Consider the following 20,186-nt stretch of genomic DNA (forward strand, 5'->3'; position numbering starts at 1 on the left):
GATCTACCTATTTATAATTTGCCGAAATGTCAGAAAAATGATATGATCCTGTATATTAGCTCAAATGGTTTATGGGGAGAGTTGATTGAATTTACTTTTTGGAGAAAGGTTGGGTGCTAATGCAGAACGCTAGATATCCTAAAAAACAAGGCCTATATGATCCTCAATTTGAACGTGATAATTGTGGGATTGGCTTTTTAGCACATATGAAAGGTCAAAAATCTCATCAAGTTGTAGAAGATGCCCTTCATATTCTCAGAAATTTAGAGCATCGCGGTGGTCAAGGCGATGAGGTCAATACTGGAGACGGTGCAGGAATATTGCTTCAAATTCCACATCGCTTCTTTCAAAAAGTCTGTTTAGCTGAAGGGATGACTCTTCCTAATGAAGGGTACTACGGAGTTGGGATGTTGTTTTTGCCACAAGATGAACAATTACGTGAGCAGTGTGAAAGAAACGTTGAAGAAAAGGTTCAAGAAGAGGGATTAACGTTTCTAGGCTGGCGTACAGTTCCTGTTGATGACACCATGCTTGGCAATGCGGCAAAAACAGCCATGCCATATATTCGTCAATTATTTATAAAAAGAGAAGAAAATTGTACGGATAACCTTCAATTTGAACGCAAATTATATGTAGTTAGAAAGCGCGCTGAAAAAGAACTTGCCAAGCAAATCCCAATTGATCAATCGTTCTATTTTGCAAGTCTTTCAAGTCGTACAATCGTTTACAAAGGAATGCTTACAACAGAGCAGGTAAATCAATTTTATTTAGATCTTTGTGATCATGATTTTGAAACCGCCATTGCTCTTGTTCATTCTCGTTTCTCAACAAATACATTCCCAAGCTGGGAGCGTGCCCATCCTAACCGTTATATGATTCATAATGGGGAAATCAATACTTTAAAGGGTAATGTAAACTGGATGCATGCTAGAGAGGCTATGTTTGAGTCGGATGTATTTGGAGCGGACATCAATAAGATCCGTCCAATTGTCGACCAAAGCGGAAGTGATTCTTCCATGTTCGATAACACATTGGAGTTTTTATCTCTATCTGGAAGAAGAATGGCTCATGCTGCGATGATGATGATTCCTGAACCATGGCAGAATGATCCGCATATGTCTCCTGAGAAGAAGGCATTTTATCAATTCCACAGCACATTAATGGAGCCATGGGATGGACCTACTGCGATCTCGTTTACAGACGGTACGCAGATTGGCGCATGTCTTGATCGTAACGGGCTTCGTCCTGCTCGTTATTATGTAACCAAAGATGATTATGTGTTAATGTCCTCTGAGGTCGGGGTGTTAGATATCGATCCAGAGAATGTATTGTACAAAGAGCGTCTTCACCCAGGTCAAATGCTCTTAGTCGATACGAAAGAAGGGCGCATTATTCCTGATGAAGAAATTAAACATGAAATTGCTGCTGAATTCCCGTACAGCGATTGGGTGAGTGAAAATTACATCCAACTAGAGGATGTGTTGGAAACTTCTCATGTACAAGGTTCGCAATTTTCCAATTTATTAGAGCGTCAGCTTGCTTTTGGCTACACGTATGAAGAATTATCTAAAGTGATTTCTCCTATGGTAACAGAGGGTGTTGATCCGGTTGGTTCTATGGGATACGATTCGCCTCTCGCTGTATTATCGAAGAAATCGCAGCTTCTATATAACTATTTTAAGCAGCTGTTCGCACAAGTTACGAATCCCGCTATTGATGCAATCCGTGAAGAAATTGTGACTTCATATGGTACGACCATAGGTGCAGAGCGTAACTTATTAAATCCAGAGCCAAAAAGCAGCAGACATATTCATCTGCCGTATCCAATTTTAAATAATGAAGAACTTGCTAAGCTGCGTCATAACAAATTAGAAGGGTTCAAAGCTTGTACACTGCCGATATTATTTAAAGCAGATCATGCGTCAAATCGCTTAGAAGAAGCGCTTAATGCTTTATTTGCCCAAGCTGACCAAGCGATTGAAGATGGACACACCCTTCTTATATTAAGTGACCGCAATATGGACACAGAACATGCAGCTATACCGGCATTACTTGCTGTGTCTGGTTTGCATCATCATTTAATCCGTCAAGGAACTCGTACAAAAGTGAGTATTTTGCTTGAATCTGGTGAACCACGTGAAGTTCATCATCACGCAGTGTTACTTGGGTACGGAGCAGAAGCCATTAACCCGTATCTTGTCTTTGATTCGATTGATGAGCGTATTCAAGAAGGGCTGCTTGAAGGATATTCATATGTTGAAGCTGTAAACCGTTATGTTTTGGCAGCAACAAAAGGGATTATGAAGGTGCTCTCAAAAATGGGGATTTCTACGATCCAAAGTTACCGAGGGGCGCAAATCTTTGAAGCTGTTGGGATTGATTCAAGCGTTATTGACCGCTACTTCACATGGACAACATCAAGAATTGGCGGGATTACACTTGAAGTGATTGCAAAAGAAGTATTAATGAGGCATGACCGTGCGTATTCCACTCAAGAAGGCGTCGATCGTACGCTTGATGCGGGTGATGATTTGCAATGGAGAAGAAATGGGGAGCCTCATCAATACAATCCTCATACAATTCATATGCTCCAGCACGCATGCCGTAACGGTAACTATGATTTATTTAAAAAGTACTCTGCAGCCATTAATGAGCAGACAAAAGAGCAAACAACACTCCGTGGATTGCTTAGATTTAAAGCTGCGACACCTATTCCGCTTGATGAAGTGGAGCCGGCAGAAGAGATTGTTAAACGTTTCAGAACGGGTGCTATGTCATTTGGATCGATCTCTAAAGAGGCACATGAAACACTTGCTATTGCGATGAACCGCATTGGTGCAAAAAGTAATACAGGTGAAGGCGGAGAAGATCCGAAGAGATTTACAGAAGATGAAAATGGCGATCTGAAAAGAAGTGCTATTAAGCAGGTGGCCTCAGGCCGTTTTGGTGTAACGAGCCATTATTTAGTAAATGCTGATGAGATCCAAATCAAGGTTGCACAGGGAGCGAAACCTGGTGAAGGCGGCCAGCTTCCAGGAAACAAAGTGTATCCTTGGGTGGCAGAAGTCCGTGGTTCAACTCCTGGGGTTGGATTAATTTCACCGCCGCCGCATCATGATATTTATTCAATTGAAGATTTGGCTGAGTTAATTCATGATTTGAAAAATGCGAATCCTCAGGCAAAAATCAGCGTTAAGCTTGTAGCAGGTACTGGTGTTGGTACGATTGCAGCCGGTGTTGCTAAAGGACGTGCTGATGGGATTGTCATCAGTGGATATGACGGTGGTACAGGTGCTGCGGCTAGAACAAGTATTAAACATACTGGTCTTCCTTGGGAGATCGGTTTGGCAGAAACTCATCAGACACTCGTATTAAATAATTTACGTGACCGTGTAACGCTTGAGACAGACGGAAAATTAATGACTGGTAAGGACGTTGTCGTTGCAGCGCTTCTTGGTGCAGAAGAGTTTGCATTCTCTACAGCTCCATTAGTGGTACTAGGCTGTATCGTGATGCGCGTCTGCCACCTTGATACTTGCCCAGTCGGGATTGCCACGCAAAATCCTGAGCTTAGAAAGAAATACATGGGCGAACCTGAACATGTCGTTCACTTCATGAAATTTATCGCAGAAGAAATTCGTGAATTAATGGCAGAGCTTGGAGTCAAGAAGATTGATGAGCTGATCGGCCGTACAGATTTACTTGAAATGAATGAAGAAGTGGATAACTGGAAAGCAAAACATATCGATTTAACTGGGCTGTTGTTCCAACCTCGTTCAGGTGATCCATCACGTCATTATTGTACGAAAGCTCAAGATCATCAGTTAGAGCTTTCTCTTGATGCCCGTGAATTGCTTAAAGCAAGTGAGCCTGCTTTATACGAGGGCAAACCAGTACGCGGGTCTTACCCAATTAAAAATGTGGACCGTGTTGTTGGTACAATTGTCGGTAGTGAGATCAGTAAACGTTACGGAGCTGAAGGTTTGCCGGAAGATACGATTCAACTTGACTTTACTGGCTCAGCTGGTCAAAGTTTTGGGGCCTTCGTACCAAAAGGCATGACCTTGACGCTTGAAGGAGATGCCAATGATTATATTGGAAAAGGTCTCTCAGGCGGAAAGCTTGTTGTGTACCCACCCAAAGTAGCATCTTACAAAGCAGAAGAAAATATTATCGTTGGTAATACCGCTTTTTACGGTGCGACATCTGGTGAAGCGTTCATTCGTGGTATTGCGGGAGAACGATTTGCTGTACGTAACTCTGGTGTAAACGTAGTCGTTGAAGGTGTAGGTGACCATGGACTTGAATATATGACCGGCGGTATGGTCATCAACCTAGGTACAGTTGGCAAAAACTTTGCTGCTGGTATGTCTGGAGGAGTCGCTTTTGTTCTTGATGAAGAAGGTACGTTCCCGACAAACTGCAACCTAGAAATGGTTCATCTGGAGACTCTTGCTTCTGTTGAAGATGTAGTACTCGTTAAATCGATGCTTGAGAAACATCTAGCTTATACAGGGAGTACTCAAGCTGAGAAAGTTTTAGCTAATTGGGATCAATATGCGGCAAACTTTGTAAAAGTCATACCAAAAGATTATAAACGAATGCTTGAAGCAATAGAGCGGGTGAAGCAAGAAGGGTTGTCACACCGCGATGCGATTATGGTTGCATTCGATGAGAACAAACGTGATAAATCAAGAGTAAGTGGAAAATAAGCAATTCTAAATTGAAAGGGAGCGAAAGAATAGAGCGTTAGACAACGCTCTATTTCCTCCTATCCTTTCATTAAACTGAAATGTAATAGATGGTGAGATGATTTATAAATAGACATTGAGCGTAGTTTGGAGTGATTTTTATGGGGAAGCCAACAGGTTTTATTGAGTATAAGAGAGAGAATCCAGTAAAAAAAGATCCTTTTGAACGAACAAAGAACTGGCAGGAATTTCAACTGCTTATGCCCGAAGCTAAATTAAGACAGCAAGGTGCACGCTGTATGGACTGTGGAGTGCCTTTTTGTCAAGCTGGTACCTCTGTTCCTGGCTCAGCTGATATCGGCTGTCCGGTTTATAATTTAATTCCTGAATGGAATGACTTAGTTTATCGCGGTAAATGGCGTGAAGCGCTGGATCGCCTGCATAAAACGAATAACTTTCCTGAGTTCACTGGACGAGTGTGTCCTGCTCCGTGTGAAGGTTCTTGTACAGTAGCCATTTCTGATGACCCTGTAACAATTAAGAGCATAGAATACCATATTGTTGAACGAGGCTTCCAAGAAGGCTGGATTACAGCGAACCCTCCAAAAACAAGAACAGGTAAAAAAGTGGCTGTTGTAGGTTCTGGGCCTGCTGGTTTAGCGGCTGCTGCTCAGTTAAATAAAGCAGGGCACTTGGTTACAGTATTTGAGAGAGAAGACCGTATTGGCGGACTTTTGACATATGGAATTCCTGATGTGAAACTTGCATACCAAATTGTAGACCGACGCGTGAGAATTCTTGAAGAAGAAGGAATTGAGTTTAAGCCTAACACAACGGTTGGTCAAGATATCACCTCAGAACAGCTTGAGAGTGAGTTTGACGCAGTAATTTTATGTACTGGAGCTACAAAACCGCGTGAGGTAGAAGTCGAGGGCCGTGATTTAAAAGGGATTCATTTTGCAATGGATTTTCTCACAGCTAATACAAAAAGCTTATTAAACTCTGATCATAAAGACGGAGAATTTATTTCTGCAAAAGATCAGCATGTGATTGTTATTGGCGGCGGTGATACGGGCGCAGACTGTATTACTACATCAGTCAGACATGGTGCAGCATCCATTACGCAGTTTGATATTAACCGTCAAAAGGGTGCAGATCGTACAGCTGATAATCCTTGGCCGCTGTTTCCATATGTACATCAAATTGAGGACGGGCATAAGGAAGCATTTGCCGTTTACGGGGAAGATCCGCGTGCTTATCAGCTTATGACCACAAAATTTGTTGGTGATGAAGAAGGAAATGTACGTGAACTTCATACGATTGCCGTGGAAACGACAATTAGTGAAGATGGGGTGAAAGTGCGTACACCGATTGAAGGCTCTGAGAAGGTTTGGAAGGCAGATTTAGTGTTATTAGCTGTCGGATTTACAGGACCTGAACAAGAGCTCATTGATCAAATGAAACTTGAGACAACTAAAAGGCAGACTTTAAAAGCTGAGTACGGAAAATACGCGACGAATAAAGAGGGCGTATTTGCAGCTGGAGATAATCGCCGAGGTCAAAGTCTTGTTGTATGGGCGATTCATGAAGGCCGTGAAGCTGCAAGAGAGTGTGATCGTTTCTTAATGGGGAGCTCAAACTTGCCATAAGAGTGAATCGTTAACGATATGTGTCAGGGCGGCCGTTAAGGTCTCCCATAATGACACATATTTTTTATGGAGAATATCGTAGCGTTTTCATAGATTTCATGAGAAAATAAAGTAGAGTGAAAATTATAATTATAAATTGAAATCTATGAAAGGGCGTGTGTACGATGATGCCATGGATGAAAAGGGGTCTCGTTATTTCATCTGCCCTCCTGACCTTAGGTATATTTGTTCCACCAAATGAATATGTCAAAGAAGTGCAAGCACAAGCACCCGCAAAGTCTATAGGAGAGAGTAGTGAGAAACCACTCGTTTATAAAGTTAATGAGACAAGCTATGAGCTGTATCATGACGTCTTACCATTAAGTACCGATCATTATATTCACAGAGATTCCTCCTCACAAGAAGTATTTACTGAATATGTTATGAATTATATGTACGATCAAAGCATGATGAAGTTTGGGTCTGCGATAGCAGGGAAGATCGAAGAACCTTTTAAGCAAGAAATCCTCCCAAAATTAAAAGATATTCTGATTGAGACAACAAGCGATTTAACAAAAGAAGGGTGGGAACAAGTCACACTCTCTAAACATCCTGCAGCAGGGCTCGGGGAGAAAATCGTCCATTTGTACAATCAAGAGAGCGGAGAAGATCTGCTTCGTTTTCATGTAAGAAGAGATCATCCGCCTAAACAAGGTTACTTATTTAATTTTCATTACCATACCTACCTAGATCAATTTGAGAAACACCATGACCTGGGTAGCATTTATTGGGGAAAAGACAGTCCGCCTCAATGGATGTCTGTAAACCGTGTCTAATTAGATGCGGTTTTTTTGTATTTTGTGTGACGACCCACTGACATCTATCTAAATTAATGATAGTATAGACCTACGGATATATAAGTGCAATTGTAGGTGTTAACTAATATTGTTGATTAAAAATGAGTATAAAGATAGAAAAGAGTGGTGTTATGAGTAAGCAGATTGTAATGGTTGTCATGTCCGCTGTTATGTTTATAACAGTCTGGGCAATCGTTATTTTTCAATTTAATGCAAAGACGAGTGAACCTATTGAATTAAAAGAACCGTTAGACCTCGCGGTGATGGATAGTGAAACAACTTCTGATCGATTGATTCCGCTGCCTGATTCTATTACAGATGAAAGTCTTTCCTTGTTAGAAGAAAGTACAGACACATCATTAGAAGTGATAGAAGAGGGGTCATCAGAAGAATTTGTTCAAGAAAATCAGGGGTTAGTAACAGAGTCTGGTGTGCTGATCGATTTAAGATTATATGATTTTAGTGATATAACTACTGCTGATGGCATACCTATTGAAGGTATTTTATCAAAATTAAACTTAGAATAACGTTCGATTAACATTGGAAATTTGTTTAAAAAGCTGTGTTTTACATGAATTCATTAGATTTTCAAGAATTCCCTCTCAACTTTCACATAGTTTTGGTACGATAGTATGGTAGCCAACGTGTGAAACTTGGGGGGATTTTTTATGGAAGTGATACCATGGAAATGAAGAAAGAAACAAAATCTAGTCCTTTATGGTTTAAATGGGCGCTCAGAGTGTTGCTAGGATATGCCGCTTTGCTTGCTCTTATTTTAGCGATAACGATTATTGTAATTCTTGTGACGTTTACTTTAATTGTTATTGATGGGGTAACGGAATCGAGCCAATTAGGTCAATTCTCTGAACAATATTTAGTCCCAGTATCAGAGTTCATGTGGAACCTCTTTACATGGTTAGTTCCTGGGCTTTAGGTGGTGATATAATGGAAGAAGGCCTTATCTTAGTCCTTTTTGCCATGCTGTTTTTTCTTCTGACTGGTGTTTTCGGCGGGATTGGCATTTATCAAGCTCTTCATAATCAAAAGAAAAAAGCAACGTGGTTTTTAATTATTGGATTTATTTGTATTATTACGTTTATTATTTTTACCTTTTTAGGAGCCATGCATTAAGCAGGAGGTGTGTTCTGTTGTCTATTGTTCAAGCAAAGTATAAAACAGGTGTTTATATCGGAGAAGTAGTAGAGATGCGAGAATCAGAACAAAGAGGGCTTATTAAAGTGCTGGCTGTTTTGAAGCACCCTACTCAAGGCGATCTGCATAATCCTAAACAGACAGAAGGGGTCTTCTTTCATCAACGTAAGGCTTTAGCCGAGTTTGAGAAGACGTGGGTGCCGCTAGCAACAATTAAACCATATGAAGGGGATGTCCCTTCATATTCAGATTCTCTTCGCAGTGCGCTAGAGGAGAAAATCGATGAACTTATGCATAAACAGTCAGAGTTTAGTAATCAATCTTTAAAACATCTTCAAGAACTAAAAGACGAGTATGGGTTATAATACTCGTCTTTTATTGTTCTTCTTGGCCTGCACTCCATAACCTAGTGCTTAAATCTAGAAGAAATAAATCATCGGCATTATCAAGCGAGCAGCCTGTTAGTGCTTCAATTTTTCTTAAACGGTATAAGAGAGACTGCCGATGGAGGTTAAGTGCTCTTGCGGTCTGGCTGACATTCCCTTTATGAGAATGATAAGTCATAAACGTATGCAAAAGATCGATATTACGCTCTTTAGAATAGTGAATCAATGAATCGAGTAAATGACTCGTGAACTCCGTAAGAACCGATACCTCACTCATGGCTTCAATTAACCGGTCAATTTTAGTATCTGTAAACAGATTTCTGCTTCCTCGCCCATTTCGTTTTTTTCCTAAAGTCAGGGCTTTCTTTGCTTCTTGATAACACTCTTGAAATAAATGATAGCCGTACTGCTTACTGATTCCCCAGCTGAACTGAATAGATGGATAGAGAAAAGAAAGACGCTCTTCAAATTCATTAATAAATCGCATGGCGCACTCTGCTGCTTGATCAAAAATGACTTCTAAAAAAATAATTAATTCATCTTGCTGATAAGTAATCATCGCTTTTAAAGCTTGTTTTTTGGCGATTTTCTCAGCCTCTTCTTCAATTTGCCGGATTTGGTAATGAAGCCAATGATCATACGACATTTGAAGTCTATCCTCTTGTTCAAAACGTTGTTTGAAATATTCAGGTGTGGCAACAAGAGAGACATATGGCAAGTTCAGTCTGTAACCTAATGATTTAGCGCGTGATGATAAGGTGTCACTAGAATGAACCCCGCCGCTAGCAAGCTCCCAAACAAAATCATCCCGAAGCAGCCATTCGGTTTCTTTGACAGCCGTCTCATGCAGAAAGAAGAGGGCAATCGCTGTAGATACATGCTTAAGAAGCTTGCCCCATTCCTCATATTCAGTGCTGGCAAAAGGTTTTGGTCCAAAACCCCCTACAATGATATAGCCCTTCAACTGATTTGCTGATTCAACTCCGAGGACTAGGGCATAGTCTTCCTCGTATTGAAACCATTCTATCGTGCTTGAATGATTGAATATGATTCCATTCTCCGTAAGCTGTTTATGAAGATATTGATTAAAGTGGGTTATTAAAGACGAAGTGACTTGTTTGCTTGATCCATATAGACTCCCTCGGTTATCTGTGATAAGAACAGGTGCTTTTAGCGTATCCGCAACATATTCACAAACATCTTGCAGCTTTTTTCCTTTTAAAATAAAGTCTAGTAAGGTTTCTTGTAAGGATTCTATTTGATGATAATGCTGCCTCTTTTTCGTATCAAGTAAATGGAGTGCTTCTTTAATTACATCTGAGAATCTAATATCCCATTCCATTTCAAGCAGAATAAAATCTTCTTTATTTGCTTTTTTAATGATCTTCTCTGGAATCTGTTTAACGAACTTTCCAACAGCGATAGCCAGCCCGCTCGCTTTAGAGTCAATAATGTCACAGACGAAATCAAATAGTTGCTCATCATCCAAGCAGCCTACTGCTGTAGTGAGGATTAATTCATTTGGACGTACAAACTGCTCTACAGGGGCCTCAAGTGCTTGGATCCATTCCACTTTTTTTGTCTGTAAGTCAACGGACGTATGATGAACAACATCTTTTAAAAGTGGTAATGATAACACTTCATCCATCGTGAGCTTCATCTAATCCCCCCTTTCTTCTTATTGTAAAAGAAAGGAATTCAACGCCGCAATCATTTTCAGAACATTTGTATAATTTATCTAAGGATGCTGGTGTTTTTTCATACAGTTTTGCGAATGATTTTATTTGGCTTTCTGGCGTAGGATGGATGTATAGATGAAAGGGGCTGATCGTCAATGAAACAACATACTCCAAAGGATGGAACAAAAAGCGTCTGGTCAGGTGAAAAAGCCGCTCTAGTGCACGGGGCATCTCAAGTACCTGTTGTAAACAGTGTAGCCTTTACGTATGACGATATAGATGAGTGGTATGAAGTCGCAATAGGAAAAAGGGCTGGCCACATATATGGTCGAAACACAAATCCTACCGTTCAAGCGTTTGAGGAAAAACTTCGCATATTAGAAAATGCAGAAGCTTGCACTAGTTTTTCAACTGGAATGGCTGCCATCTCTAATTCCCTTTTAACCTTTCTCAAACCTGGTGACCGCATTGTCTCTTTGAAAGACACATACGGCGGAACAAATAAAATCTTTAGTGAATTCCTTCCTCGGTTAAATATTGAGGTGACGTTAGTGAATACTGGTGATCACGATGAAATGGAAGAAGAGATTGCTAAGGAATGCACACTCGTCTATTTAGAAACCCCGACCAACCCAACGGTTAAGATTACTGATCTTGCGCGTATTATCAAGGCTGCAAAAAAAGTAGGAGCCTTGACGTTTGTTGATAATACATTTGCAACGCCTATTAACCAGCAGCCGCTTGCTCTTGGTGCTGATCTAGTTTTACACAGTGCTACTAAATTTTTAGGAGGGCATGCTGATGCGCTAGGAGGGGCGGCACTTGGCAGCAAGCATCTAGTTGAACAAATTTATCATTATCGTGAAATTAACGGGGCGACTATGGACCCGAATGCTGCCTATCTTTTGCTGCGAGGGATGAAAACCTTAAAGCTAAGGGTAGAACAGCAACAAAAAAATGCCCAGCAAGTAGCTGAGTTTTTGAAGACTCATGATAAAGTGCAAGAGGTTTATTACCCGGGTTTAGAGGATCATCGTCATCATGAGATTGCTAAACAACAGATGACCGGGTTTGGCGGGATGCTAAGCTTTGCTCTAAAAGGTGAACTAGATGCTGTAAGAGCGTTTCTGCCGAAGCTGAAATTTGCCAATAAAGCAGCTAATCTTGGGGCCGTTGAAACAACTGTAGGACCTGCTAGAACAACAAGCCATGTTGAAAACACTCCGGAAGAGAGAGCGGCATTAGGTATTCCTGAAGGGCTCGTAAGATATTCTGCAGGGATTGAGGATATTTCTGATTTAATAGAGGATCTCAAAGGAGCACTTGATGCCATTGAATAGCAGGAAAGTATTCCATAAAGGCAGGTGATTTTAGGTGATCCAAAAAATAGCTCTTATTGGTTTTGGAGGCGTCGGGCAGGGAGTTGTTAAGCTCCTTCAAGAGAAAGAGTCCTCCCTTTTGAAAAAGTATGATCGTCAATTTAAAGTTGTCTCGATTGCTGATTTGTATAAAGGGGCTATCCATCATGATGAGGGTCTTGACCTCGATTGTGTGATGAAGTCCATTGAAAAAGACGGTACTCTTGATCATTATCCAGATCAAAGAGGCTTAGTGAGAGGCCTCTCAAGTGAAGAGACAATTAAGCAAACAAATGCGGACACGATTGTAGAGATGACATTTACCAATATTGAAACAGGAGAGCCGGCGATTGCCCATTGCGAACTTGCCTTTACCCACAATAAAAATGTGGTGATGACTAATAAAGGGCCAGTCGCTTTAAAGAAAAAAGAATTAGAAGTGATGGCTCGGGAAAACGGCGTTAAGTTTTTCTATGAAGGTTCTGTCATGAGCGGTACACCGGCGATCAGGATGCCTAAGCTGACTCTTATGGGAAATGACTTTATCCGTGTCCGTGGAATTTTAAACGGAACAACCAACTATATGCTGACCCAAATGGAGGGCGGGATGAGTTATAAGGAGGCATTAGAGAAAGCTAAAGCTCTTGGATATGCTGAGGCAGATCCTACTAGCGATGTGAGAGGATATGATGTGCTTTATAAAGTAATGATCTTAGCATCGGAGTTATTTGACCAAACCGTAACAAAAGATGAGGTGCCTTGCATCGGCATTACTGAACTAACAGAGGAAGATATTAAGTTGGCCAAAAAAGAGGGGAAGCGTTGGAAATTAATTGGTACGGTAGAAAGGACAGATGAGGGAGTTGAAGCATCCGTAAAGCCTATCAAGCTTGATTTGACAGACCCGCTCGCATCGATTGAAGGGGCATTGAATGCCATTACTTATGAGTGTGATATTTCCGGTGATATTACGCTGGTAGGTGCAGGAGCTGGTATTCGGGAAACCGCATTTGCTGTGTTAGTTGATTTGCTCCATATTGAATGAATATATTGAATGAATATATTGAATGAATATGAATGATTTCATTTAAAGTCTATTAACACAAACATCAACAAAGCTATCTTTATTCGTTTAGAAGGAGGGGGATGTGATGAGGGAACAAATGGTTATTGAAAGAATGCTGCTTGGGGGCAGGTGGGTAGAACGACAAGACTATTTGGAAGTCGTGGACCCAGGCTCTAATACTTGTATTGCTACCGTTCCAAAAGCGACGAAAAAAGATGTCAAACGAGCGATCGAGCTTGCAAAAAAAGGGGCCGACATTTCAAAAAACTTACCTGTTTATAAAAGACAATCTATCTTAATGGGTGCTGCAGAATATATTAATGAACATCAAGACCAGTTTGTTAGAACGATTGTTTTAGAGAGTAGTAAAACGATGAAAGAAGCAGAGAAAGAAGTTAGAAGGTGTATAGAGACCATACGGCTGAGTGCTGAAGAGGCCCGTCGTTTAAATGGTGAGACGATCCCCTTTTCTCAAATGATAGGCCATGAATCACGTATCGGTTATATTACGCATCAGCCAGTAGGGATTGTAGCGGCCATCACACCGTTTAATGATCCGCTCAATTTGGTAGCACATAAAGTCGGGCCTGCGATTGCTTGTGGGAATGCAGTGATTTTAAAACCATCAAGTGAAACGCCTTTAAGTGCATTGCGTCTTGCTGAAGCCTTTCTAGCAGCTGGGTTACCTGATGGCATCCTTTCAGTCCTGACGGGCAGCGGCAAGGAGTTAGGTGATGAACTAGTATCCAATGAAGATGTAAGATTTGTATCATTTACAGGCGGCTATGAAACAGGGGTGGGGATCACTCAAAAAGCTGGCGTGAAAAAAATGGCAATGGAGCTTGGTTCAAATGCTCCAACCATCGTTCTTCAAGATGCGGATCTAAAGGAAGCTGTAGAGGCGTGTGTCGATGGAGCTTTTGGTGTGGCTGGTCAGAACTGTATCGGTGTACAGAGGGTCTATGTAGAGAACATGGTGTATGAACAATTTATAAGTCAGTTTGTAGAAAAAGCGAAGCAGTTAAAAGTTGGTGAAAAGAAGGATCCTGCAACCGATATCGGTCCTATGATCTCTGAGAAAGAAGCAAGGCGCGTTGAAGCGTGGATTAAAGAAGCTGTAGCTAATGGTGCCAATCTGCTTTGCGGAGGAGAGCGTTACGGAGCGTATGTAACACCTGCTGTTCTCGTTAATGTTGGCAAAGAGGAGAGAATCATTCAAGAAGAAGTGTTTGGTCCAGTTGTGTCCATCCTGCCGGTATCATCTCTTGAAGAAGCAGTAAATTTAGCAAATGACAGTTGTTATGGACTTCAGGCTGGTTTATTTACATCCAATATTGATGCTGCCTTTTATGCGATCCAAGAGCTAGAAGTAGGCGGTGTGATGATTAACGATAGCAGTGATGTACGAATTGATGGGATGCCTTTTGGAGGTGTAAAACGCTCAGGACTGGGGCGAGAAGGAATTAAATATGCGATGGAAGCAATGACAGAGGAGAAAGTGGTAGCCTTTCGAATGAACAATCCTATGAAAAAAACAGATTAAAATCAATGGATCACTGAAAAAAGCATCATTATTTATGTGAAATGAAGCTTGTAATAGGATAGGGGTGGGGATATGTTTTCTGTGAAAGAATATGAAGAACGTTTGAAGAAAACGAAGATGAAAATGGTAGAGTCTGGGATCGATGTTTTATTAATCTCAAACCCCTCTAATATGTATTATTTAACCAATTACAATGCGTGGAGCTTCTATGTTCATCAAATGATGATCGTTACTCTTGAAGACTCTCAGCCCATTTGGATAGGTAGACATATGGACGCTACAAGTGTAGCAAAAACAACGTGGCTAGATGAAAACCATATTATTTCGTACCCAGATTATTATGTCCAGTCTTCAGAGAGACACCCAATGGACTTTGTAGTGAAGATTATTGATGAAATCGGCCATAGCAAACGAAAAATTGGACTTGAAATGGATGCACATTACTTTACAGCTCTATGTTTTCAACGTTTACTAAATGGACTTCCTAATGCGGAGTTTAAGGATGCTACAGTTCTTGTAAACCGGGTGAGATTAATTAAGTCTGACCAAGAAATATCTTACATGAGAAAGGCAGCGAGCATTGTAGAGAGGGCGATGCAGGCTGCTTATGACACTCTCGGTACAGGGGTTAGAGAGTGTGATGTGGCAGCAGCAATCTATCAAGCGCAGATCAGCGGGCTTGATGAATGCGGGGGAGATTATCCTTCGATTGTTCCGATGCTGCCGACTAACGATAACACATCCTGTCCGCATTTAACATTTAGTGAACGCAGATACAAGAAAGGTGATTTTTTAACGATAGAAATTGCTGGTGTGTATAAACGATATCATGCACCCCTTGCAAGAACCCTTGCGCTGGGGGAAGCTCCTCATCATGTAAAGGAACTCTCAAAAGTGGTGCAGGAAGGAATTGAAAAAACGCTTGAGGTGATTGTACCTGGAATTACCGCTGAAGAAGTGGAGAGGACCTGGAGTGAGGCTATTGCTAAGTATGGTTATCAAAAGAGCTCACGCCTTGGCTATTCAATTGGAGCAAGTTTTCCTCCGGACTGGGGAGAGCATACTGTCAGTTTCCGGACAGGGGATAAATCGATTTTGAAACCGAATATGACGTTCCACTTAATGCCTGGTATTTGGTATGAATCCTACGGGGTAGAGATTACAGAATCAATCTTAATTACTAAAAAAGGTGTGGAACCACTGACACAGTTTTCGCGTGATTTATATGAAAAGCCAATTATTGAAACAGCATTATAAATAGTGTCAAGATTATTAAAGTTAAATTGAAGCACTAGGTGTTCCTAGTGCTTCTTTCGTAATGCGAAAAAAATCAATGACGTTTTGATTGTCAGATGGTAAGATACAATAATACAGAAATAGAAAAAGCTAAAATAGAAAAAGCTAAAATAGAAAAAGCTAAAATAGAAAAAGCTAAAATAGAAAAAGCTAAAATAGAAAAAAGCTTTAATAGAAAATGAAGGGTAGGCGTGTTAAGTGGAGAGGCGAGCCTTGTTCCTTACATATGGATTAATGTTTTTAGTTATGGTGTCATGGGGATTAAATGTAGTCATGTTAAAGGTGTTAGTAGAAGCGTTTCCGCCGCAGACGATGACAGCGTTTAGGATAATGACCGCAGGAGTGGTAACAGTTTTAATTGTACTTTTTGGACGCTCATTCAGGACACTTACAAAAAGTGAATGGATGTATATGCTGCTTGGCATGTTGTTTGGAGTTATTTTACACCATACGTTCCTTGCACAAGGATTAACGATGATTCATGCGTCTAATGCTGTCTTAATTTTAGCTTTGCTTCCTCTTACTACAGCGCTTTTTGCTGTATGGTTTCTAGGAGAGAAATTAACAAAGTGGCGACTTTTGGGAATTGCCCTTGCGTTAATCGGTGTGTTGTTTATTCAGGGCGGAGCAGGGGCATTATCGGTTTCACTTGGTGAAATTTATTTATTTATTGCTATGGTCGTTCAAGCAATCAGTTTTATCTTTATTAAAAAAGCTACAGCTACACTAGACTCTAAGCAAGTAACCGGTATGATGCTGATCATTGGTTCTGCCGGCCTGTTTATCGTAAGCTTGGTTGTAGAACCGCAAGGGGTAGCATCAATGGCAGGGGCACAGCCCTTTGTGTATGGAGTGTTTTTCTTTTCTGCCGTTGTAGCAACAGCCATCGGTCATTTTGTTTTTAATGCAGCCATCCAAAAAATCGGCGCTGGTCAGACAGCGATATTTAATAATTTTGTCCCGTTTTTTGGGCTTGTCTTTTCAGCCATCTTTCTCCAGGAAACGATCCATATGTATCAATTAATTGGTTTTCTCTTTATTGTAGCCGGTGTGTTATTTGGTACTGGATATGCTGAGAGATATTGGGTCAGAAAAGTTCCTATTCATGAAAAAAGCATGTAGCCTTTAGGCTGCATGCTTTTTATTATTTATATCGTTGGCAGTACAATTAGCTCACAAAAAAGTTCATAGTAGGTTTAATGATACGTACAAGCTCTTGTTTTTGTTCAGCTGTAAGTGGAATAAGAGGCAATCTGACAGATCCTGTTTGAACGCCGTTTAATTCAAGAGCTGCTTTCACAGCTGTTGGATTAGGTGCCATAAACAATGTGTTCATAACAGGTAGAAGCTGGCGGTGCTGCATTGCTGCTGCTTGAACTTGTCCAGCTAAATAATTCTTAACCATTTGCTGCATTTGGCCTCCGACAATATGCGAAGCCACTGAGACGACACCTGTTCCACCGATTGCAAGAATTGGAAGTGTCAGGCTGTCATCACCGCTGTATACAGAGAACCCTTCAGGTGCATGCTCAATAATTTCAGCAATAGCATCTAAGTCTCCGCTTGCTTCTTTAGTTGAGACAATATTTGGAACCTCCGCAAGGCGAAGAGTTGTTTCGACACTAAGCGTAACTGCACTGCGACCAGGAATATTGTAGAGCATAACCGGCAGCTTTGTTGCATCTGCAATCACTTTAAAATGTTGGTACAAGCCTTCTTGAGAAGGTTTATTATAATATGGTGCAACGAGCATAATTCCATTTACACCAATTTCTTCTGCTTGTTTTGTTAATTCAATCGAAGCTTTCGTATTATTCGAACCTGTTCCAGCAATCACTGGAACTTGCCCGCCAGCTTCATCTACCACCGTTTTAAATAATACTAGTTTCTCTTCTGTTGACAGGGTAGGTGATTCACCTGTTGTTCCCCCGACAACCAATGCATCGGAACCATTTTCAATGAGATATCTCACTAGTTTCTTTGTAGATTCAACGCAAAATTCCCCTTGTTGATTAAATGGCGTTACCATTGCAGTAAGTATTCGTCCAAAATTCATCCTATTCACCCTCAATTCGTAATAATATCATTCAAGTATGAGCGGGCTATGTGCCAAGGCACAAAAAAACAACAATGAGGGAGTCTCATTGTTGCATGGACATGTTGTGGCTGCACAATCATTCCAATGCGTGAGATAGCCCTCCATGCAGACAGTGCTGCATGACAGTCCTGTATTTGTTAAATACAGTCCCAGCGTAGAAAGAATGAGCATTTGTACGCTTCGGCAAATCCCCCTTTTAAAATGCATCAATGGAGCTCATTCTCCTCCGCATCTTTACTCATGACATTTGCGCCTCTACCCTCACTTCAGTATGTGAAGTAAAGATTATTGATTTTGTGAGTTAACCTTATCAAAACTTAAGGGGGATTGCAATGGATTTAATGAAAAATTTTCACTTTAGACACCTTTCATATCTGTCTCCGCATTTTGTTTAAATTGTACTTGGTTTAAAAGGTCATCAAGTTCTTGGCTGCATTTAACTGTTTGTGGAGACGTGAATCCGTATTTTTTGGCTAGCTTAAACATTTGTCTGCGCTTTAATTCAATTTTTATAGATAGCATACCCTTCAACTCCAATTTTAAACTTTCGAAAGAAGACGGACTATTTTATTTTTTTCTGAAGGGTCTTGTTGAAGTCATGTCTTTTTTCACACAAAGATTATTATACCCATTGCAGGAAAGTTGAAAAGTCATTCTTGTAAAGTAGTCATAATAAGTCGTTATTAGAAAATGTTCGACAAACATCGCAACCAGAAAAATGGGATTTATAGGATAACAAATGGATTGTTGTCTCATTTGGTAACAACAATTGAACTGATTTGGTTGTTTTTTTGTTTCTTCAGTGAAAATTCGCAAACACTAAGGCAAAGGAGGGGAAAGAATGAAAAGGATTGTTGTAACGATGCTCTTGTTAATTATCATGAGTGGATGCTCTATAGAACAAAAAGCTACACTAGGAGCGAACTCACATCGTGATCAGGGATACAGCGGGTATGGTGTAGAGCGGGCGAGAAGTTTCGAAGGGCCTTTAATGGATATGATGGTTCCGGATGCTGCCCCAAAAGGCTTAACCGATTCAACAGCCAGGCTCACTACCCATTATGACTATGTTTCAAACAACCGGGATTTAGGGATGAAGCATGAGGGTGTTAATCATATGGGCCGTAGAATTGAAAACAGCAGGCCTGGGATTTTAAGGGATAAGGTGAGATATTCTAATCGTACAAAACGGGATATGATTAGCGGTCAATCGATTTTAACTAAACAGCAAGGCCAAGATGATTTAAAGCAGACACTTGAAAACCTTGAAGAGGTAAATAAAGTATATATGCTATCAGATGATCAAACATTGGTCATAGGTGTTGCAGCAGATAACCAAAATCTTAAATCCCTGCAAGATATGATTGAAGGGATGGCAGAAAGCTATTACCCTAAACGCGAAATTATAGTGACAAGCGATCGCCAGTTTCTAAGAAGAATGGAGCGATTGTCTCATCAATAAGGCATGCATCCGCATGCCTTATCTTTTTGTTCATCACTGGTTCCAAGAGAACTTAATGAAACCCGTGGTCTTCTGATAAAGACATAAATTCACGTTCCATTGACTTATGGGAAATCATAATATTTTCATAATGGACACGGGCATTCAAGGCTTGTCTTGGGTCGACTGGTTCTCTCATGTCATCAATAACCCGCTCAAGGTCTGTTAATTCAGTGATAAACCCTATATGAATTTGGTGAAAGCCTTCAAATTCATGAGGGATACGTATGTTATGGAAGCGTTCACTGTTCTGTTTGATCGCATGGATCGTTGATAAAACGGAATGAAGTGAGTCTGCTTGAAATGAATCCTCTTGGAAAGTCGGAGCCAGGTCTTCTAATTGATTGATCGTTTGCTCTAGGTATACGCCTGCTTCTTTTGCATAAGTAAGGAGTTCCGTGTCAGCACGGCGGATAGCGTGATTCTGGTCTGTATTATTTGAAAAACGTTGAGCGCCAAACGATCCTTCTGTCTGAGATTGTTTAATATCCTCCATCAGATCAGCGCTGTTATCTTGCATACACCCTGCAAAAAGAATACTCATACTAGCTAGTATTAAAAACATTTGTTTTTTCATAGTCATCACCCCATATCGTCTAATGCTATTAGTATTTAGGGAAACAGGAAAAATTATGCATGAGGACATCTCCTATCCACATACGGTAGACAAAAGAGCAAAACTCGAACTTTGACTACCGGGAGGGATGTGTAGTGGTTGTCTTTTTAGTTGTCTTCTTTTTTACCATTTTCTTTTGGGTCATGATGCTTGGAAATCATATGTCTCATTTAATTGAGCGAATTACTTCAGAAAACGCAGATCAGATGCTTTATGATCTTAATCAAGAACTTGATGACCAGCTAAAATCTTAAAAATCATGCAGAGGAACTCAAGTTCTTCTGTTTTTTTATTTATATATACTTTTGTAACCGC

General features: G+C 40.6%; 18 protein-coding genes and 1 riboswitch. Of the genes, 14 read left to right on the plus strand and 4 right to left on the minus strand.

Going from position 1 to position 20,186, the window contains the following annotated elements:
• Positions 1–119: 119 nt before the first annotated feature.
• The 7 genes from gltB to kapB all read left to right on the plus strand — a co-directional run bounded on the left by gltB (position 120) and on the right by kapB (position 8,693).
• The gene (gltB, locus tag A33I_RS04310; RefSeq protein WP_031311403.1) at positions 120–4,712 is read left to right on the plus strand and encodes a glutamate synthase large subunit; all 4,593 of its coding nucleotides are present in this window, start codon (positions 120–122) and stop codon (positions 4,710–4,712) included.
• A gap of 140 nt (positions 4,713–4,852) precedes the next feature.
• The gene (locus tag A33I_RS04315; RefSeq protein WP_022627224.1) at positions 4,853–6,340 is read left to right on the plus strand and encodes a glutamate synthase subunit beta; all 1,488 of its coding nucleotides are present in this window, start codon (positions 4,853–4,855) and stop codon (positions 6,338–6,340) included.
• Positions 6,341–6,504: 164 nt separating this feature from the next.
• Complete coding sequence (locus A33I_RS04320; RefSeq protein WP_022627225.1) at positions 6,505–7,155, plus strand: YpjP family protein; 651 nt, start codon at positions 6,505–6,507, stop codon at positions 7,153–7,155.
• 152 nt (positions 7,156–7,307) lie between these two features.
• Positions 7,308–7,703 carry a hypothetical protein gene (locus A33I_RS04325; protein WP_022627226.1) on the plus strand — a complete coding sequence of 132 codons (396 nt, stop codon included), beginning with the start codon at positions 7,308–7,310 and terminating at the stop codon, positions 7,701–7,703.
• A 155-nt stretch (positions 7,704–7,858) separates the two neighbouring features.
• Positions 7,859–8,110 carry a hypothetical protein gene (locus tag A33I_RS04330; RefSeq protein ID WP_022627227.1) on the plus strand — a complete coding sequence of 84 codons (252 nt, stop codon included), beginning with the start codon at positions 7,859–7,861 and terminating at the stop codon, positions 8,108–8,110.
• An 11-nt stretch (positions 8,111–8,121) separates the two neighbouring features.
• Positions 8,122–8,307, plus strand: coding sequence for a hypothetical protein (locus A33I_RS04335; RefSeq protein WP_012958580.1), 186 nt, complete (start codon positions 8,122–8,124; stop codon positions 8,305–8,307).
• 17 nt (positions 8,308–8,324) lie between these two features.
• Entirely contained in the window at positions 8,325–8,693 is a 369-nt protein-coding gene (kapB, locus tag A33I_RS04340) for a kinase-associated lipoprotein KapB (protein ID WP_022627228.1), read from the plus strand.
• 10 nt (positions 8,694–8,703) lie between these two features.
• On the opposite strand, the gene A33I_RS04345 is transcribed toward kapB, so the two are convergent.
• Positions 8,704–10,374, minus strand: coding sequence for a PucR family transcriptional regulator (locus A33I_RS04345; protein ID WP_022627229.1), 1,671 nt, complete (start codon positions 10,372–10,374; stop codon positions 8,704–8,706).
• Between the two features lie 174 nt (positions 10,375–10,548).
• Here A33I_RS04345 and A33I_RS04355 point away from each other — a divergent pair, with 174 nt between their 5' ends.
• From A33I_RS04355 to A33I_RS04375, 5 genes are all read left to right on the plus strand, one after another.
• A complete protein-coding gene (locus A33I_RS04355) occupies positions 10,549–11,733 on the plus strand; it encodes a cystathionine gamma-synthase family protein (protein WP_022627231.1) in 1,185 nt (394 codons plus the stop codon).
• A 34-nt stretch (positions 11,734–11,767) separates the two neighbouring features.
• Entirely contained in the window at positions 11,768–12,796 is a 1,029-nt protein-coding gene (locus tag A33I_RS04360; protein WP_022627232.1) for a homoserine dehydrogenase, read from the plus strand.
• A 106-nt stretch (positions 12,797–12,902) separates the two neighbouring features.
• A complete protein-coding gene (locus A33I_RS04365) occupies positions 12,903–14,360 on the plus strand; it encodes an aldehyde dehydrogenase family protein (protein ID WP_022627233.1) in 1,458 nt (485 codons plus the stop codon).
• A 72-nt stretch (positions 14,361–14,432) separates the two neighbouring features.
• On the plus strand, positions 14,433–15,617 hold the full coding sequence (locus tag A33I_RS04370; protein WP_022627234.1) for a M24 family metallopeptidase: 1,185 nt from the start codon (positions 14,433–14,435) through the stop codon (positions 15,615–15,617).
• 252 nt (positions 15,618–15,869) lie between these two features.
• Positions 15,870–16,778, plus strand: a complete 909-nt coding sequence (locus tag A33I_RS04375; protein WP_022627236.1) for a DMT family transporter — start codon at positions 15,870–15,872, stop codon at positions 16,776–16,778.
• 46 nt (positions 16,779–16,824) lie between these two features.
• Here A33I_RS04375 and dapA read toward each other — a convergent pair whose 3' ends face one another.
• Together dapA and A33I_RS20140 are read right to left on the minus strand one after the other, a co-directional pair.
• On the minus strand, positions 16,825–17,712 hold the full coding sequence (dapA, locus tag A33I_RS04380) for a 4-hydroxy-tetrahydrodipicolinate synthase (protein WP_022627237.1): 888 nt from the start codon (positions 17,710–17,712) through the stop codon (positions 16,825–16,827).
• A 128-nt stretch (positions 17,713–17,840) separates the two neighbouring features.
• A riboswitch (Lysine riboswitch) is annotated at positions 17,841–18,020 on the minus strand.
• 91 nt (positions 18,021–18,111) lie between these two features.
• Complete coding sequence (locus A33I_RS20140; protein WP_022627238.1) at positions 18,112–18,276, minus strand: aspartyl-phosphate phosphatase Spo0E family protein; 165 nt, start codon at positions 18,274–18,276, stop codon at positions 18,112–18,114.
• Positions 18,277–18,595: 319 nt separating this feature from the next.
• Between A33I_RS20140 and A33I_RS04385 the strand changes: the two genes are divergently transcribed.
• Entirely contained in the window at positions 18,596–19,216 is a 621-nt protein-coding gene (locus A33I_RS04385) for a YhcN/YlaJ family sporulation lipoprotein (protein ID WP_022627239.1), read from the plus strand.
• A 52-nt stretch (positions 19,217–19,268) separates the two neighbouring features.
• On the opposite strand, the gene A33I_RS04390 is transcribed toward A33I_RS04385, so the two are convergent.
• Entirely contained in the window at positions 19,269–19,832 is a 564-nt protein-coding gene (locus A33I_RS04390) for a hypothetical protein (protein WP_022627240.1), read from the minus strand.
• A 134-nt stretch (positions 19,833–19,966) separates the two neighbouring features.
• Here A33I_RS04390 and A33I_RS20740 point away from each other — a divergent pair, with 134 nt between their 5' ends.
• Positions 19,967–20,125, plus strand: coding sequence for a hypothetical protein (locus tag A33I_RS20740; protein ID WP_022627241.1), 159 nt, complete (start codon positions 19,967–19,969; stop codon positions 20,123–20,125).
• The last annotated feature ends 61 nt before the right edge of the window (positions 20,126–20,186 follow it).

The sequence above is a fragment of the Alkalihalophilus marmarensis DSM 21297 genome, from assembly GCF_000474275.2.
Lineage (GTDB): Bacteria > Bacillota > Bacilli > Bacillales > Bacillaceae_D > Alkalihalophilus > Alkalihalophilus marmarensis.

What these genes read in the sequence shown, in the direction of transcription:
- dapA (WP_022627237.1), bottom strand. Translation starts at nt 17,712, where the DNA reads ATGAATTTTGGACGAATACTTACTGCAATGGTAACGCCATTTAATCAA.
- gltB (WP_031311403.1), top strand. Translation starts at nt 120, where the DNA reads ATGCAGAACGCTAGATATCCTAAAAAACAAGGCCTATATGATCCTCAA.
- A33I_RS04325 (WP_022627226.1), top strand. Translation starts at nt 7,308, where the DNA reads ATGAGTAAGCAGATTGTAATGGTTGTCATGTCCGCTGTTATGTTTATA.
- A33I_RS20140 (WP_022627238.1), bottom strand. Translation starts at nt 18,276, where the DNA reads ATGCTATCTATAAAAATTGAATTAAAGCGCAGACAAATGTTTAAGCTA.
- A33I_RS04315 (WP_022627224.1), top strand. Translation starts at nt 4,853, where the DNA reads ATGGGGAAGCCAACAGGTTTTATTGAGTATAAGAGAGAGAATCCAGTA.
- A33I_RS04320 (WP_022627225.1), top strand. Translation starts at nt 6,505, where the DNA reads ATGATGCCATGGATGAAAAGGGGTCTCGTTATTTCATCTGCCCTCCTG.
- A33I_RS04330 (WP_022627227.1), top strand. Translation starts at nt 7,859, where the DNA reads ATGGAAATGAAGAAAGAAACAAAATCTAGTCCTTTATGGTTTAAATGG.
- A33I_RS04385 (WP_022627239.1), top strand. Translation starts at nt 18,596, where the DNA reads ATGAAAAGGATTGTTGTAACGATGCTCTTGTTAATTATCATGAGTGGA.
- A33I_RS04365 (WP_022627233.1), top strand. Translation starts at nt 12,903, where the DNA reads ATGAGGGAACAAATGGTTATTGAAAGAATGCTGCTTGGGGGCAGGTGG.
- A33I_RS04390 (WP_022627240.1), bottom strand. Translation starts at nt 19,832, where the DNA reads ATGAAAAAACAAATGTTTTTAATACTAGCTAGTATGAGTATTCTTTTT.
- A33I_RS04345 (WP_022627229.1), bottom strand. Translation starts at nt 10,374, where the DNA reads ATGAAGCTCACGATGGATGAAGTGTTATCATTACCACTTTTAAAAGAT.
- A33I_RS04335 (WP_012958580.1), top strand. Translation starts at nt 8,122, where the DNA reads ATGGAAGAAGGCCTTATCTTAGTCCTTTTTGCCATGCTGTTTTTTCTT.
- A33I_RS04370 (WP_022627234.1), top strand. Translation starts at nt 14,433, where the DNA reads ATGTTTTCTGTGAAAGAATATGAAGAACGTTTGAAGAAAACGAAGATG.
- A33I_RS04355 (WP_022627231.1), top strand. Translation starts at nt 10,549, where the DNA reads ATGAAACAACATACTCCAAAGGATGGAACAAAAAGCGTCTGGTCAGGT.